The organism is Pseudomonas sp. HC1(2025), assembly GCF_058742075.1.
Genome location: NZ_CP196017.1, coordinates 408,141 through 422,958 on the forward strand (window position 1 = coordinate 408,141; position 14,818 = coordinate 422,958).

The following is a 14,818-nucleotide window of genomic DNA, read 5'->3' on the forward strand; positions in this document are numbered from 1 at the left end:
CCTGTGGCTTGCGCTAGACCCGCAACGCACGGTACGCGGCTGCTTAATGAAAAAGGGGCTTTTCATGATCAAGGGTTACTGGTCGATACTGCTGGGTATTGTCGCGTTGCTACAGGTACAGATGGCGCACGCGGGCGCTATTGATGAGGCCGTGCGGCGCGGGGTCTTGAAAGTGGGGACCGACCCCAACTACGTGCCCTTTGAAATGACCGACAAACAGGGGCGTGTTATCGGCTTTGAAGCTGACCTGCTCGAAGAAATGAGCAATGCCCTGGGGGTGGCGCTGGAATGGGTGCCGGTGGCCTATACCGAGCTGATCCCGGGCCTGCTGGGCGGCCGCTTCGACATGATCGGCAGCGGTATGACCGTAACCCAGGAGCGCAACCTCAAGCTCAACTTCAGCGACTCGTTCATCATCGTTGGCCAGACCGTACTGCTGCACCCGCGCCTGGCCGGCAAAGTCAGCAGCATTGAAGACCTGAACGAAGCCGGCTATCGGATTGCTGCCGCAGACGGCACCACCGGCGAAGCGGCGGCGCGGCGCTTCCTGGGGGCTGCGCAACTGCGCAGCTTTGCCACGGCGGAGGAAGGCGTGCGCCAGTTGGTCGACGGGAGGGTTGATGCCTTTATCCATGATGCGCCCTATAACCTGATTGCCCTGGCCAAGCCGCAAAACCGCGAACTGCTGGCCCTGGAGCAGCCCTTCACCTACGAACCCCTGGCGTTTGGATTGCCAAAGGGCGATTACGATAGCCTGAACTGGATCAATCACTTCCTTAATCAGATAGCCCAGGACGGCACCTACGATCGGCTGCATGACAAGTGGTTTCGGGACACGGACTGGTTGTCGGAGATCGAATGATGGTCACAACTGCTTACATAACTCCTGGGGGCTTACCCGTCAGGTCAAGCCGTCTAACTGCGCTTTTCTCCGGGGTTTTGTGGGGTTTTTCTGTCATATCCGCCAACAAATCCCGGCTAGACCTTTGTGCCGGTGGGCGAGTGGGTTAGCATCGCTCCCCGAAGAAATAGTGCAGCCCTGTGAAGGCCTGCATCAAAATAAAATGAGTCAGGGGACTTGGTGATGAAAAAGTATCTTTCGATGCTGATGCTCGGCGTTACGGCCCTGCTGGCAGTCAATACGGCCCAGGCCGGTGCGATTGACGAAGCGGTCAAGCGCGGCACCTTGAAAGTCGGCATGGATCCGACCTACATGCCGTTTGAGATGACCAACAAGCGTGGCGAAATCATTGGTTTTGAAGTCGACCTGCTCAAGGCGATGGCCAAGTCCATGGGGGTCAAGCTGGAACTGGTCTCCACCGGTTACGACGGCATCATCCCAGCCTTCCTCACCGGCAAGTTCGACATGATCGGCAGCGGCATGACCCTGACCCAGGAACGCAACCTGCGCCTGAACTTCAGCGAACCCTTCATCGTGGTTGGCCAGACCCTGCTGATCCGCAAGGAACTGGAAGGCACCATCAGGTCCTACAAAGACCTGAATGACGAGAAGTACCGGCTGACCTCCAAACTCGGCACTACGGGTGAGATGGTGGCCAAGAAGCTGATCTCCAAGGCCAAGTACCACGGCTACGACAACGAGCAGGAAGGTGTGCTCGACGTGGTCAACGGCAAGGCCGACGCCTTTGTCTACGACGCGCCGTACAACGTGGTTGCCGAGAAAAAAGTCGGCAATGGCAAGCTGGTGTACCTCGAAGAACCCTTCACCTACGAGCCGTTGGCATTCGGTTTGAAGAAGGGCGACTACGACAGCATCAACTTCATCAATAACTTCCTGCACCAGATCCGCAACGACGGCACCTACGATCGCATCCATGACAAGTGGTTCAAGAGCTCCGAGTGGCTCAAGGACATGGAATAAGCTAGAAACCGCGTCGCGCCCATCGCGGGCAAGCCCGCTCCCACATTTGGAATGCATTCCAGTGTGGGAGCGGGCTTGCCCGCGATGGCGGCCTGACAGCCGATACACATCCCGGAACCCGCAATGAAACAGAAAAAAGCCCAATGGCCCTGGCACCTGCTGACCGTGCTGGTGCTGGTCGGCATGGCCGGCGCGTTGTACTACGCCACCTCGCTGATGTCCTACGAATGGCGCTGGAACCGCGTGCCGCAATACTTCGCCTACCAGGCTGAAGAGTCCAAGCGGGCGGCGGATATTTCCACGGTGGTCGAGTTGGTGCGCAAGGGCGACGTGGCGCAAGTCACCCTGCGCAACGACGCCGGCGCCGAACAGCACCTGACGGTGGCCGAAAACAGCCTGCAAGTGGCCCGTGGCGACGATGTGGCCGAGGGCGACGTGATCGGCGTGACCCGGCACTGGGCGCTGGGGCCGTTGATGTGGGGGTTGTGGACCACCCTGTGGCTGTCGCTGGTCTCGGGGGTATTGGGCTTGTTCATCGGCCTGGCAACCGGCCTGTGTCGTTTGTCGAATAATCCGACCTTGCGCGATCTGTCGACGATCTATGTCGAACTGGTACGCGGTACGCCGCTATTGGTACAGATCTTCATTTTCTACTTCTTCATCGGCACGGTGCTGAACCTGTCGCGCGAGTTCGCCGGCATCGCCGCGCTGTCGCTGTTTACCGGCGCCTACGTGGCCGAAATCGTGCGTGCCGGCGTGCAGTCGATTGCCCGTGGCCAAGGCGAAGCTGCCCGCTCCCTGGGCTTGAGCGCCAGCCAGTCGATGCGCCATGTGGTGCTGCCGCAGGCCTTCAAGCGCGTGCTGCCGCCGTTGGCCGGGCAATTTATCAGTCTGGTCAAGGACACCTCGTTGGTGTCGGTGATCGCCATTACCGAGCTGCTCAAGAGCGGTCGCGAGGTCATCACCACCTCGTTCTCGCCGTTTGAAATCCTGTTCTGTGTCGCAGGCCTGTACCTGCTGATCAACCTGCCGCTGTCGAAAATGGCCAGCCGGCTTGAGCGGAGGCTCGCCCAAAGTGATTGAAGTGCGCGATCTGGTAAAAGTCTTCGACACCCGTGGGCACGTGGTGCGCGCGGTGGATCACGTCACCACCCAGGTAGCCAAGGGCGAGGTGCTGGTGGTGATCGGCCCGTCCGGCTCCGGCAAATCGACGTTCCTGCGCTGCCTCAACGGCCTGGAAGAGTTCGATTCGGGCTCGGTGAGCATTGATGGCCTGCAACTGGCCGACCCCAAGACCGACGTGAACGCCTATCGCCGGGAAGTCGGCATGGTGTTCCAGCATTTCAACCTGTTCCCGCACATGACCGTGCTGGAAAACCTGTGCCTGGCGCAGAAAGTCGTGCGCAAGCGCGGCAAGAAGGAGCGCGAGGCCAAGGCCCTGGCATTGCTGGAAAAGGTCGGCATCGCCCAAAAAGCCAACGAGTTCCCCTCGCGGCTCTCGGGTGGCCAGCAACAGCGCGTGGCGATTGCCCGGGCGCTGGCCATGGAACCCAAGGTCATGTTGTTTGACGAGCCCACCTCGGCACTGGACCCGGAAATGGTCGGCGAAGTGCTGGACGTCATGAAGACCCTGGCCCTGGAAGGCATGACCATGGTCTGCGTGACCCACGAAATGGGCTTTGCCCGTGAAGTGGCAGACCGGGTGCTGTTCTTCGATCACGGCAAACTGTTGGAAGACTCTGCACCCGCGCAGTTCTTCGATGCACCGAAGGACCCACGGGCACAGGCGTTCCTGCGCCAGGTTCTGTAACCCACGGGGGCAGGTTCATACCTTGAACTTGCCTACGCACTGCTGAAGATTCGTGCCCAGCCGTGCCAATTCAATACTCGCCGCCGCCGTCTGTTCGCTGGCAGCGGCGGTTTGCTCCGACACATCCCTGACCTTCAACACGCTGCGATTGATCTCCTCGGCCACCGCACTTTGCTGTTCGGCGGCGGCGGCGATCTGTGGGTTCATTTCCTGGATGACCAGCACGGTGCGCGCGATTTCCGTCAGGGCGTCGCCGGCATTGCGCGTCAGGCCGACGCTGCGGTCGGTCAGGGCGCGGCTGTTGTCCATGATGTCGGCGACCTGTTGCGTGCCGCTGTGCAACCCGCCGATCAGTTCTTCGATTTCCTCGGCGGACTGTTGGGTGCGCTGGGCAAGGCTGCGGACTTCGTCGGCCACCACGGCAAATCCCTGGCCGGCTTCACCTGCGCGTGCGGCCTCGATCGCCGCATTGAGCGCCAGCAGGTTGGTCTGCTGGGACACCGACTTGATCACCTCCAGCACGCTGCCGATCTTCTGGCTTTCCCGTTGCAGGCCCAGCATCGCCTGGCTGGAGCGCGCCATCTCGTGGGCCAGGTGTTCAATGTGCGCCACCGCGTCCGTCACCACCTGGTCGCCCAGTTCGGTCTGCTGGTTGGCCTGGCTGGCGGCAATCGAGGCCTGTTCGGCATGCCGCGCGACTTCCTGGGCGGTGGCGAGCATCTGGTTCATGGCGGTCGCCACCTGCTCGGTTTCGTCACGCTGATTATTCACGCCCGCCCGGGTTTGCTCGGTGACGGCCGACAACTCCTCGGCGGCGCTGGCGATCTGCCGGGCATTGTCGCTGATGCTGCCAATCAGCCCCCGCAGGTTCAGGGTCATTTGCGCCATGCTGCATTGCAACTGGCCCAGCTCATCGCGGCGCCGGGTCTGCACATCGTGGCTGAGGTCGCCGTCGGCAATGCGATTGGCCACGGCCAGGGCCCTGCGCAGTGGCTTGACGATCTGCCCGGCGATTATCCAGGCGGCCAGGGCGCCAAAGAGCACAGCCGCAGCGGTAATGGCGAGCGTCTGGGTGCGGGCCTGTTCGGCTTCCCGATTGCGGCGCTGGGTCTGGTCCTGGCTCAACAGGTCACTCTGCACCAGCAGTTGATCCAGCTGCTGCTCCAACTCGTTTTGCGCCGTTTCGGTGGTGAGCTGGGTATCGCGCAGGCGTGCCAGATGGGTGCGCAGGCTGAGCACGGCATTTTTCAATGCGCTGTTGTCCACGGGCAGTTTCTCCACGGCCGCCTGGGCGAGTTCGAGGCTGCGCTCGGCGTCGCTGACGGCCTGGGCATAGGTATCCAGGCTGCTGGCCGCCCAGGCCGGGCTCAGGGCGCGGTCTTCGGCTTGTTCAATGGCCAGGCGCAGGCTTTCGATGGCATCGAGGGCTTTTTCGTCGTCCTGGTCGGGCAGGTCGCTGGCCAGTTGCGCCAGGCTGTCGCTGGTACGGATGGAGCTCTGTTTCAGCTGTTCGCGGGCAGTTTCCCGCTGCTTGACCAGTGAGGGCACATCCTTGAGCGTGGTTTTGAACTTGCCTGAAATACTGGCCATGCTCTGCAGGTATTGCAGGGCTTTTGGCGCCTTGAGACGGTTTGACAGCTCGCTCATGTACCCGTCGACCTTGTCGATGGAGACGCTCAATTTATTGAGGCTGGTTGCGTCGTCCAGGGTGCGGTACACGATGCGGTCGGCCCGCACTTGTTCACCGGTCACTGCCAGTTGCGCCAGCACGGTCAGGGTTTGTGAGCGGTAGAGCGAGGCGGCGAGGGACTGCCAGCCAGTCAGGGCGATTACAAGGCTCAGGGCCAGCACCAAGGCAAAACCCAGGACCAGTTTGAGAGTGACGCTGGTGTTACCCAGCAGTTGAGTCATTCGACGAAGCATGGCCAACCTCCGGCAAGTGAACAAAGGCGTTCAACGTGCCGGGGCGCCGACGGGCGCGGACACATTGAATCCATTTGAACGCTAGTCGGCGTAGGAGCCAGGTGTACCGATCATGGCCTGAAAAACGTGTAGGAAATTTCACAAGCTACGAGCGGCGACCCGGACGGATCGCCGCGAAGGGCAGGGGTCAGACCCGGAAGCGGCCGACCAGTGATTGCAGATGGGTGCCCAGGCGCGCCAGTTCGGTACTGGAGGCGGCAGTCTCTTCGCTGGCTGCTGCGGTCTGCTCGGACACATCGCGTACGTTCAGCACGCTGCGGTTGATCTCTTCGGCCACGGCGCTCTGTTGCTCGGCGGCGGTGGCGATCTGCTGGTTCATCGCCTGGATGGCCGAGACCGTGCGGGTGATGTTCCCCAGGGCATTGCCGGCGCGACGGGTCAGCTCGACGCTGCTGTCGGTGAGGCCACGGCTGTTGTCCATGATGGTCGCCACCTGCTGGGTGCCGCTTTGCAGGCCAACGATCAGCTCTTCGATCTCTTCGGTGGATTTTTGCGTGCGCTGCGCCAGGCTGCGCACCTCATCGGCCACCACCGCGAAGCCACGGCCGGCTTCCCCGGCGCGTGCCGCTTCAATGGCGGCGTTGAGTGCCAGCAGGTTGGTTTGCTGGGCCACGGACTTGATCACGTCCAGCACGCTGCCGATCTTGTCGCTTTCGCGCTTGAGATGGCCCATGGCCTCGGTGGAATTGCCGACTTCGCCGGCCAGGCGCTCGATCTGGGCGATGGCTTCGCCGACCACCCTGTCGCCTTCGCGGGCTTGTTGGTCGGCGGCGACGGCGGCTTCCGAGGCCTCCTCGGCATTGCGCGCCACTTCCTGCACGGTGGCGGCCATTTCGTTCATCGCGGTGGCGACCTGGTCGGTGTCCACCTTCTGGCTGTTGACCCCGGCGCTGGTCTGCTCGGTAACCGCCGACAACTCTTCGGCGGCGCTGGCAATTTGCGTCACGCCGTCGCTGATCCCGCCGATCAGGTCGCGCAGGCCCATGGTCATGCTTTGCATGGCGCGTTGCAGTTGGCCCAGTTCGTCCTGGCGTTGCGAAACCAGATCATGGGTCAGGTCACCGGCGGCGACGCGCTCGGCGACCTTGAGGGTCTGGCTCAGTGGAATCACGATTTGCCGGGTAATCGCCCAGGCCGCCACCATGCCAAAGACCAGCGCCAGGGCGGTGGCCAGCATCAACAGGAACTTGGCCTGTGCGGCGTCGGCGTCGCGGATGATGGTTTGGGAGGCGGTGAGTTTTTTGCTGCGCTCGAACAGCAGGTCACCTTGCTCGGCCATGGCCTTGAGGGCCGCGGCGCTGGCCACCTGGGAGTCGCGGAACTGACTGACGGCGGCGAGGTAGGCCTTGAGGGAGTCGCTGGCCTCCTGCAGGTTGGCGCTGTATTGATCCGGCAGTTGGCTGCGCAGGCTGTCGGCGCTCTTCAGGGCGTTGGCAATGGCATCCAGCGCCGGTTGCTCAGCTTCGACCTTGGCGCTGTAGGTATAGCCGCGCACCTGGAAACGCGCCTGCTGGATCAACTTGCTCAGTTCGACCGCGCTGTTGAACTGGGGGACGCTGTCACCTTGCAGCAGGACTTTTTCGATTTCCGCGACGCGCCCGACGGCGTTGTCGGCGGTAGCGCCAAGCTTGCTGCGTGCATCTTCGCGGTGGGCACCGGCCTGGACCATGGCGCCAAAGGCCTGTCGATACTTGGCGACGGCGGCCAACTGCTCATCGATGATGGCGACATCGGCCGGTTGCTCGATCTGGCTGCGCGCGGTCTTCAGGCCGCTGTCGAGTTTATCCATCAGCTCGTTGACCAGCCCCGGGCCTTGTTCGCCACGGCGCATTTCATAGTCCAGCCGGGCCTGGCGCAGGTCTTTGGTGAGTTCGTTGAGGCTGGAAATAAAACCCAGTTTATCGCCACGGCTGATCACGCCACTCAGGCCCGTCCAGCCGGTGAAGGTGATCAGCAGCGTGAGGACCAAGACCAGGCCAAAGCCCACGCTCAGCTTGCGATTGACGCTCACATTCCCCAGTTTTTCAGCTAGCCAACGGTACATGCGGTGAACTCCCCTGAACAAGGCTTGGACTTATCCTGAGGGTATCGGCATGCGAGCGGGATTCTGTAGCGGCACAAAGCCCCGTGGTGTTTGGAGGGGCGGGGTTAGAAGAGGCGGGCGAGCAGGGCGGTCACGGCAGTTTCTACGCGCAGGATCCGCGCGCCCAGTTGCACCGGCTGCAAGCCGGCCTTGGCCAGCAAGTCCACTTCATAGGGAATCCAGCCACCTTCGGGGCCGATGGCCAGGGTCACCGGTTCATCCAGGCCGCGTGGGCAGGCCGGGTAATCGCCGGGATGCCCGACCAGGCCTAGGGTGTCCTGGGCCAGGGTCGGCAGGCGGTCTTCAACGAAGGGCTTGAAACGTTTTTCGATGACGATCTCGGGCAGCACCGTATCCCGCGCCTGTTCCAGGCCGAGGATCAGTTGCTCGCGGATGGCTTCGGGCTCCAGGAACGGGGTCTGCCAGAAACTTTTCTCGACCCGATAACTGTTGACCAGCACCACCCGTGGCACACCCATGGACGCTACGGTCTGCAACACCCGACGGAGCATTTTCGGGCGTGGCAGGGCCAGCAGCAGGGTCAGTGGCAACTTGGCCGGTGGCGGCTGGTCGAGGCTGATTTGCAGCTCGGCCTCGCCCGCTTCCAGGCGCAGCAACTGTGCATTGCCCATCAAGCCGCCAATGCGCCCCACGCGCAGGCTGTCGCCGACCGCGGCGCGATGCACTTCTTGCATGTGCACCAGGCGCCGGTCACGCAGCACGACCCGGTCGGCCGCGATAAAGTCGGCCTCTTCAAGCAGCAGCAGGTTCACGGTTGGGTCGCTGGCGGCTGGTCGTCATCGGCGGGTTGGTCATCCGGGTGTTCGCCGCGCTTGCTTATCAGGCTGCCAAACAAGATGCCGATTTCAAACAGCATCCACATCGGCACGGCCAGCAAGGTTTGCGAGAAGATATCCGGTGGGGTCAGGATCATGCCGACCACGAAGCAGCCGATGATCACGTACGGGCGGATCTTGCGCAGGTACTTCACGTCGACCACGCCGATCCACACCAGCAGCACCACCGCCACCGGGATCTCGAAGGCCACGCCGAAGGCGAAGAACAGCGTCATCACGAAGTCGAGGTAACTGGTGATGTCGGTCATCATTTCCACACCGGCCGGGGTGGCGGCGGCGAAGAACTTGAAGATCAGTGGGAACACCAGGAAGTAGGCGAACGCCATGCCGGTGTAGAACAGCATGATGCTCGACACCAACAGCGGCACCGCGATGCGTTTTTCATGCTTGTACAGGCCCGGTGCGATAAAGCCCCAGATCTGGTGCAGGATCACCGGGATCGCCAAGAACAGCGACACCATCATCGTCAACTTGAGCGGCGTGAGGAACGGCGAGGACACGTCGGTGGCGATCATCGTCGCGCCCACCGGCAGGTACTCGCGCAGCGGCGTGGAGACGAAGGTGTAGATCTGCTGGGTAAAGGCAAACAGCCCGGCAAAGATCACGAAGATCGCCGCGACACACCGCAGCAGGCGGGTGCGCAACTCGGTGAGGTGCGAGACCAGCGGCATATGCTGGTCGTTTTCCGGTTTATCAGCGCTCATGGGGCTCGCGGCGGCAATGTAGGGTCGTGGGGAGCGGGCGACGCGGCGGGCGTCGGCGCAGGCTCTGCTGGGGGAGCGGGCGTGGCGATCGGGGGCGTCTCGGCCACCGGCGCAATGCTCTGCTCGGGCACCGGCTCAACCGGTGTCGGCGCCTGTTGCTGGGGCGCGAGGATTTTGCGCGCTTCCTGCTCCAGGGACAGAATGTGTTCGTTGTGCAGTTGCCGGCGAATCTCGTCGGCGCCGATTTCCCGTTCAACTTCCTGTTTGATGGCGTTGAAACTGCGTTTCAGGCGCCCGACCCACAGGCCGGCCGTGCGCGCGGCGCCGGGCAGGCGTTCAGGCCCCAGCACCAGCAGGGCAACGAGGCCGACGAGCAGCAGTTCAGAGAAGCTGATACCAAACATTAGTCAGTGCTCACGAGTCTTTGCGGGACGGCTCTTCGACTTTCTCGGCCTGTACGTCGAAGGTGCGACGCTCGGTGATCGGCTGTGCCGCCTGGGGGTGTACAGGTTGCGCCGGTGGAACCGGGGTGGCGCCGGTATCGGCCGGTTTTTCGTCGTCGTTCATGGCCTTGCGAAAGCCCTTGATGGATTCGCCGACATCAGTGCCCAGGTTCTTCAGTTTCTTGGTACCGAACACCAGGACGACCACTACGAGAATGACGATCCAGTGTTTCCAGTCAAAAATGCCCATGCTGCAATTCCTCAGTCAGAAAGTTATTCAGGCGGACGGGCGCGAGGCCTTTTCGGCGTGCCCGGACAAGCCGAAGCGACGGTCCAGTTCATCCAGCACGGCCTGTGGGTGCTGCCCCAGTTGGGCGAGCATGACCAGGCTATGGAACCACAAGTCAGCGGTCTCATAGATGACATCGCTGTAATCGCCGCTGATTTCGGCATCCTTGGCGGCGATGATGGTCTCGACGGATTCTTCGCCGAGTTTTTCCAGAATCTTGTTCAGGCCCTTGTGGTACAGGCTGGCGACATAGGAGCTGTCGGCGTCCGCACCTTTGCGGTCCTCCAGCACCTGGGCCACACGGTTCAGGGTATCGCTCATGTTCAATGTCCTGCCGAGTAAATGGCGTGCGGGTCTTTGAGCACCGGCTCGACGGTTTTCCACGCGCCGTTCTCGAACACTCGGTAGAAGCAGCTGTGGCGGCCGGTATGACAGGCGATGTCGCCGACTTGCTCGACCATCAGCACGATCACGTCGGCGTCGCAGTCCAGGCGCATTTCGTGCAGCTTTTGTACATGCCCGGACTCTTCGCCCTTGCGCCACAGTTTGCCACGGGAACGTGACCAGTAGATGGCACGCTGCTCGGCGGCAGTCAGGCTCAGGGCCTCGCGGTTCATCCAGGCCATCATCAGGATGCGCCCGGTCTTGTGGTCCTGGGCAATGGCTGGCACCAGGCCGTCACTGTCCCATTTGATCTCGTCCAGCCAGTCTTTCATCTTCGACTCCGACAGCCGTGCGCGACCCGCCCCGGCAATGTGCAACAGTGTATAACCGGTCGGCCTATCGACGCACGACCAGATAAAGGCCCACGGCGACCATGATCCCGGCCGGCCAATGGCCCAGCTCGTTCAACGGCCCACCGGCTGCGAGCACCGCGCCACCGCCCAGGTGCGCCGCGCCCAGCAGGCGCAGGAACCAGTCGTCCTTGCGCTGGTGCCACGGCGGCGCCGGGTCCTTGGCGTGGGGCTGGGACATGCGCTCGAGCAGGTCGCGGGTCATGTTGGCCAAGTGCGGTAGCTGCTCGACCTGGCTTTGCAGGTTGCCCAGCAGGGTTTTCGGGCTGACGCGCTCGCGCATCCAGCGTTCGAGGAACGGTTGCGCGGTGTTCCACAGGTCCAGGTCCGGGTACAGCTGGCGGCCCAGGCCTTCGATATTGAGCAGGGTCTTTTGCAGCAGCACCAGTTGCGGCTGCACTTCCATATTGAAGCGTCGCGCGGTCTGGAACAGGCGCATCAGTACCTGGCCGAATGAAATATCTTTTAACGGTTTTTCGAAGATCGGCTCGCACACGGTGCGGATTGCTGCCTCGAACTCATTGAGCTTGGTTTCGGCCGGCACCCAGCCCGAATCGATGTGCAATTGCGCCACGCGCCGGTAGTCACGCTTGAAGAAGGCAAACAGGTTGCGCGCCAGGTAGTCCTGGTCCTCGGGGGTGAGGCTGCCGACGATGCCGCAGTCGATCGCGATGTACTGCGGGCTCCATGGATTTACCGTGCTGACGAAGATATTGCCGGGGTGCATGTCGGCGTGGAAGAAGCTGTCGCGAAACACCTGGGTGAAGAAAATCTCCACACCACGCTCGGCGAGCATCTTCATGTCGGTGCGCTGGTCGGCCAGGGTCGCCAGGTCCGTGACCTGCACGCCGTAGATGCGCTCCATCACCAGCACCTTTGGCCGGCACCAGTCCCAATAGACCTGCGGCACGTACAGCAGTGGCGAGCCTTCGAAGTTGCGCTTGAGCTGGCTGGCGTTGGCTGCTTCACGCAACAGGTCGAGTTCGTCGTAGATGGTTTTTTCGTAGTCGGCGACCACATCCACCGGGTGCAGCAGGCGCGCATCGGCAGAGAAGCGCTCGGCGGCGCGGGCCAGAATGAACAGCCACGCCAGGTCCTGGCCGATGATCGGCTTGAGGCCGGGGCGGATCACCTTGACCACCACCTCTTCGCCGGTTTTAAGCTGCGCGGCGTGCACCTGGGCAACCGAGGCCGAGGCCAGGGGCTCGACGTCGAAACGGCTGAACACTTCGCTGATTTTCTTGCCCAGCTGTTCTTCGATCAGCTTCATCGACTGCTGTGAGTCGAACGGCGGCACGCGGTCCTGCAACAGCATCAGCTCGTCGGCGATATCCTCGGGCAGCAGGTCGCGACGGGTCGACAGGATCTGCCCGAACTTGATGAAGATCGGCCCCAGGTCCTGCAAGGCCAGGCGCAGGCGTGCGCCACGGCTCAGGTCCAGGGTCTTGCGCGGGAACCAGCGCCACGGCAGCACGTAGCGCACTGCCAGCAACAACCACGGCAGCGGCAGGGCGAACAGCAGGTCATCGAGGCGGTAGCGAATGACGACGCGTTGGATTCGGAACAGACGGCGGACGGCGAGCAGCTTCATGCGTTATCGCTTGGATCAAGGGAGCGGCTCAGGCGCTCGAAGCGCGCCTCAAGCCGTTCCAGGTCGAGTTTGGCCTGGTCGAGTTCACGAAAGCGCGCTTCGGCTTCCCGTTGTCCGACGAGGGTGCGCGATTCTTCGCTCAGGTATTCGGCGAGGTTCTGATTGAGACTGGCGAAACCCTGCTGGTACCAGCGCGAACGGCTGCGCAGGTGCCCGCTGATCAACTGGGTGGCCACCGGGCCGAGCCAGCGCGACAGCTCGTATTCCCAGTCCAGCTCCAGGTCTTGCAGCACGGCGGCGAGGTCCATCAGCACCGCGCTGTCGCCTTCAAGGGTCACCTCGGGGCCGTGCAGGATCGCGGTCTTGTCACGGCTCAAGGCCAGGCGCAGCAGGCTCGCCGCCGGTGCACGCAGGGTGCAGTCGGCATCGGCGGCCCAGTGCGCGGCGAGCATCAGGCCTTCATCGCTGGGCAGGATAAACAGCTGCAAGGCCGGGCTGGTGCAATCGACGGCAATGATCTTGCCGTTCAGGTGCGCCAGCCGTGCCAGGGCGGTGCTGTCCAGGCGTAGGACACGGTTGAGGCCGTGTTCGACACTGGCGAGAAGGCCCGTGAACAACATCAGGGCTTGATGCCGCGATGCAGGGCGACGATACCGGAGGTCATGTTGTGATAGGTCACGCGGTCGAAGCCGGCCTCGACCATCATCGACTTCAGGGTTTCCTGGTTGGGGTGCATGCGGATCGACTCGGCCAGGTAGCGATAGCTCTCGGCATCATTGGTGATCAGCTTGCCCATCAACGGCATGAAGGCGAACGAGTAGGTGTCGTAGACCTTGGACATCAGCGCGTTGGTCGGCTTGGAGAACTCCAGCACCAGCAGGCGACCACCGGGCTTGAGCACCCGCAGCATCGAGCGCAGGGCGTCTTCCTTGTGGGTCACGTTGCGCAGGCCGAAGGCGATGGTCACGCAGTCGAAATGGTTGTCGGGGAACGGCAGCTTTTCAGCGTCGGCCTGGACGAACTCGATATTGCCGGCCACGCCCTTGTCCAGTAGGCGATCGCGGCCCACCTTGAGCATCGAGCCGTTGATGTCGGCCAATACCACCTGGCCGGTGGGGCCAACGAGCTTGGAGAACTTGGCGGCCAGGTCGCCGGTGCCACCGGCGATGTCCAGCACGCGGTTGCCGGTGCGCACGCCGGACAACTCGATGGTGAAACGTTTCCACAGGCGGTGCATGCCGCCCGACAGCACGTCGTTCATCAGGTCGTACTTGGCGGCCACGGAGTGGAACACTTCAGCGACTTTTTCCGCTTTCTGGCTTTCCGGGACGTTCTTGAAGCCGAAGTGAGTGGTGGGTTCGGCATCGCTGCCTTTGCGCTGATCAGTCATATCGCTGTCACCAAAAGAGAATGGGGGCATTCTAATCCCCAAGGCATGCTTTGTCTTGGCAAGGCTGAAGGTAAGATAGGTGGCCGCCGAGACCTTTTGCCGCATGGCGGGTGAGCAGGGTGCTCAATACGTCTTTATAACGAGGAGTCATTCAAATGGCCCGCATACAGATTGAACGTGCCCACGCACTGGGTAAGGAAGCTGCCAGGGCGAAAGCCGAGAAGTTGGCGCATAAACTCAAGGAACAATATGGCCTGGAGCCATCTTGGTCTGGCGACACGTTGAACCTCAAGCGTTCCGGCGTCAAAGGCACGCTGAAAGTGGCCGAGGATTCGTTAAGGATTGAAGTGGAACTGGGCCTGTTGATGTCGGCCATGAGTGGCACCATCAAGTCCGAAATCGAGAAGGCCCTGGATAAAGCCCTGGCCTGATCTGCGACTGCGCGCCGCATTGGCTGGAGGCTCATTGTGCTGTTCTTAGGGTGCCGATTCTAATTTTTCTCCCTACTTTGTACTCAGCCCTCAACTCCTGTGGGCAGTTCCTCCACCCTTTTATGCGTGAGGTGCACCATGGCCAAAGTTATTTTGAAGAAAAAAATCGACACCCAAATCAGCGCTCTGAGCGACGTTAAAACCTATGCTCGCAAGATCTGGCTGGCGGGTTTGGGGGCTTACGCGAAGGTCGGCAGCGAAGGCAGCGAGTACTTCAAGGAGCTCGTTAAGACCGGTCAACATGTTGAAAGCAAAGGCAAAAAAGTTGTGAATGAACAACTTGATGCTGCCAACAGTCAGATTGATTACGTTAAGAGCAATGTCTCCAGCGTCAAAGGTCGCGTGGAAGTGCAACTGGATAAAGTCGAGAAGGCTTTTGACGCGCGTGTTGCAAGTGCCTTGAATCGAATCGGCATTGCGTCTAAACATGACGTGGAGACACTCTCTGCTAAGCTCGATGAGCTAACGGCATTGCTCGAACGTGTCGCGCGTAAACACTAA

The 14,818-nt window shown here is 61.7% G+C and carries 17 protein-coding genes and 1 pseudogene; 6 read left to right on the top strand and 12 right to left on the bottom strand.

Annotation, left to right across the window (positions count from 1 at the left end):
- Nucleotides 1-64 precede the first annotated feature (64 nt).
- The 4 genes from ACSSVH_RS01705 (at nucleotide 65) to ACSSVH_RS01720 (ending at nucleotide 3,692) form a co-directional block, all read left to right on the top strand.
- Nucleotides 65-862 carry a transporter substrate-binding domain-containing protein gene (locus ACSSVH_RS01705; protein WP_169955673.1) on the top strand — a complete coding sequence of 266 codons (798 nt, stop codon included), beginning with the start codon at nucleotides 65-67 and terminating at the stop codon, nucleotides 860-862.
- Nucleotides 863-1,084: 222 nt separating this feature from the next.
- Entirely contained in the window at nucleotides 1,085-1,882 is a 798-nt protein-coding gene (locus ACSSVH_RS01710) for a transporter substrate-binding domain-containing protein (RefSeq protein ID WP_492633995.1), read from the top strand.
- Between the two features lie 123 nt (nucleotides 1,883-2,005).
- A complete protein-coding gene (locus ACSSVH_RS01715) occupies nucleotides 2,006-2,965 on the top strand; it encodes an amino acid ABC transporter permease (RefSeq protein WP_170058134.1) in 960 nt (319 codons plus the stop codon).
- Nucleotides 2,958-3,692: an amino acid ABC transporter ATP-binding protein gene (locus tag ACSSVH_RS01720; RefSeq protein WP_492633996.1), complete on the top strand. Its 735-nt coding sequence runs from the start codon at nucleotides 2,958-2,960 to the stop codon at nucleotides 3,690-3,692. The genes ACSSVH_RS01715 and ACSSVH_RS01720 overlap by 8 nt, the downstream gene beginning before the upstream one ends.
- Nucleotides 3,693-3,707: 15 nt before the next feature.
- On the opposite strand, the gene ACSSVH_RS01725 is transcribed toward ACSSVH_RS01720, so the two are convergent.
- The 12 genes and pseudogenes from ACSSVH_RS01725 to ubiE form a co-directional block, all read right to left on the bottom strand.
- Complete coding sequence (locus tag ACSSVH_RS01725) at nucleotides 3,708-5,615, bottom strand: methyl-accepting chemotaxis protein (protein ID WP_492633997.1); 1,908 nt, start codon at nucleotides 5,613-5,615, stop codon at nucleotides 3,708-3,710.
- Between the two features lie 187 nt (nucleotides 5,616-5,802).
- The gene (locus tag ACSSVH_RS01730) at nucleotides 5,803-6,675 is read right to left on the bottom strand and encodes a methyl-accepting chemotaxis protein (RefSeq protein WP_492634689.1); all 873 of its coding nucleotides are present in this window, start codon (nucleotides 6,673-6,675) and stop codon (nucleotides 5,803-5,805) included.
- 30 nt (nucleotides 6,676-6,705) lie between these two features.
- Nucleotides 6,706-7,719, bottom strand: a pseudogene (locus ACSSVH_RS01735) (methyl-accepting chemotaxis protein); the annotation flags it as partial.
- Nucleotides 7,720-7,823: 104 nt separating this feature from the next.
- Entirely contained in the window at nucleotides 7,824-8,531 is a 708-nt protein-coding gene (locus ACSSVH_RS01740; RefSeq protein WP_492633998.1) for a 16S rRNA (uracil(1498)-N(3))-methyltransferase, read from the bottom strand.
- Nucleotides 8,528-9,319, bottom strand: coding sequence for a twin-arginine translocase subunit TatC (gene tatC / locus ACSSVH_RS01745; RefSeq protein ID WP_170058129.1), 792 nt, complete (start codon nucleotides 9,317-9,319; stop codon nucleotides 8,528-8,530). Before tatC ends, ACSSVH_RS01740 begins: the two co-directional genes overlap by 4 nt.
- Nucleotides 9,316-9,723: a Sec-independent protein translocase protein TatB gene (gene tatB / locus ACSSVH_RS01750; RefSeq protein WP_492633999.1), complete on the bottom strand. Its 408-nt coding sequence runs from the start codon at nucleotides 9,721-9,723 to the stop codon at nucleotides 9,316-9,318. Before tatB ends, tatC begins: the two co-directional genes overlap by 4 nt.
- Nucleotides 9,724-9,733: 10 nt before the next feature.
- Nucleotides 9,734-10,012 carry a twin-arginine translocase TatA/TatE family subunit gene (locus tag ACSSVH_RS01755; protein ID WP_170042383.1) on the bottom strand — a complete coding sequence of 93 codons (279 nt, stop codon included), beginning with the start codon at nucleotides 10,010-10,012 and terminating at the stop codon, nucleotides 9,734-9,736.
- A gap of 27 nt (nucleotides 10,013-10,039) precedes the next feature.
- Nucleotides 10,040-10,372 carry a phosphoribosyl-ATP diphosphatase gene (locus ACSSVH_RS01760; RefSeq protein WP_029295998.1) on the bottom strand — a complete coding sequence of 111 codons (333 nt, stop codon included), beginning with the start codon at nucleotides 10,370-10,372 and terminating at the stop codon, nucleotides 10,040-10,042.
- A 2-nt stretch (nucleotides 10,373-10,374) separates the two neighbouring features.
- A complete protein-coding gene (gene hisI, locus ACSSVH_RS01765) occupies nucleotides 10,375-10,767 on the bottom strand; it encodes a phosphoribosyl-AMP cyclohydrolase (protein ID WP_169952418.1) in 393 nt (130 codons plus the stop codon).
- A 64-nt stretch (nucleotides 10,768-10,831) separates the two neighbouring features.
- The gene (ubiB, locus tag ACSSVH_RS01770; protein ID WP_169952416.1) at nucleotides 10,832-12,436 is read right to left on the bottom strand and encodes a ubiquinone biosynthesis regulatory protein kinase UbiB; all 1,605 of its coding nucleotides are present in this window, start codon (nucleotides 12,434-12,436) and stop codon (nucleotides 10,832-10,834) included.
- On the bottom strand, nucleotides 12,433-13,056 hold the full coding sequence (locus tag ACSSVH_RS01775; RefSeq protein WP_492634000.1) for a ubiquinone biosynthesis accessory factor UbiJ: 624 nt from the start codon (nucleotides 13,054-13,056) through the stop codon (nucleotides 12,433-12,435). Before ACSSVH_RS01775 ends, ubiB begins: the two co-directional genes overlap by 4 nt.
- Nucleotides 13,056-13,826 carry a bifunctional demethylmenaquinone methyltransferase/2-methoxy-6-polyprenyl-1,4-benzoquinol methylase UbiE gene (ubiE, locus tag ACSSVH_RS01780; protein ID WP_003209306.1) on the bottom strand — a complete coding sequence of 257 codons (771 nt, stop codon included), beginning with the start codon at nucleotides 13,824-13,826 and terminating at the stop codon, nucleotides 13,056-13,058. Before ubiE ends, ACSSVH_RS01775 begins: the two co-directional genes overlap by 1 nt.
- 155 nt (nucleotides 13,827-13,981) lie before the next feature.
- On the opposite strand from ubiE, the gene ACSSVH_RS01785 reads away from it, so the two are divergent.
- Entirely contained in the window at nucleotides 13,982-14,257 is a 276-nt protein-coding gene (locus tag ACSSVH_RS01785) for a polyhydroxyalkanoic acid system family protein (protein WP_032862236.1), read from the top strand.
- A gap of 138 nt (nucleotides 14,258-14,395) precedes the next feature.
- A complete protein-coding gene (locus ACSSVH_RS01790; protein WP_076961706.1) occupies nucleotides 14,396-14,818 on the top strand; it encodes a phasin family protein in 423 nt (140 codons plus the stop codon).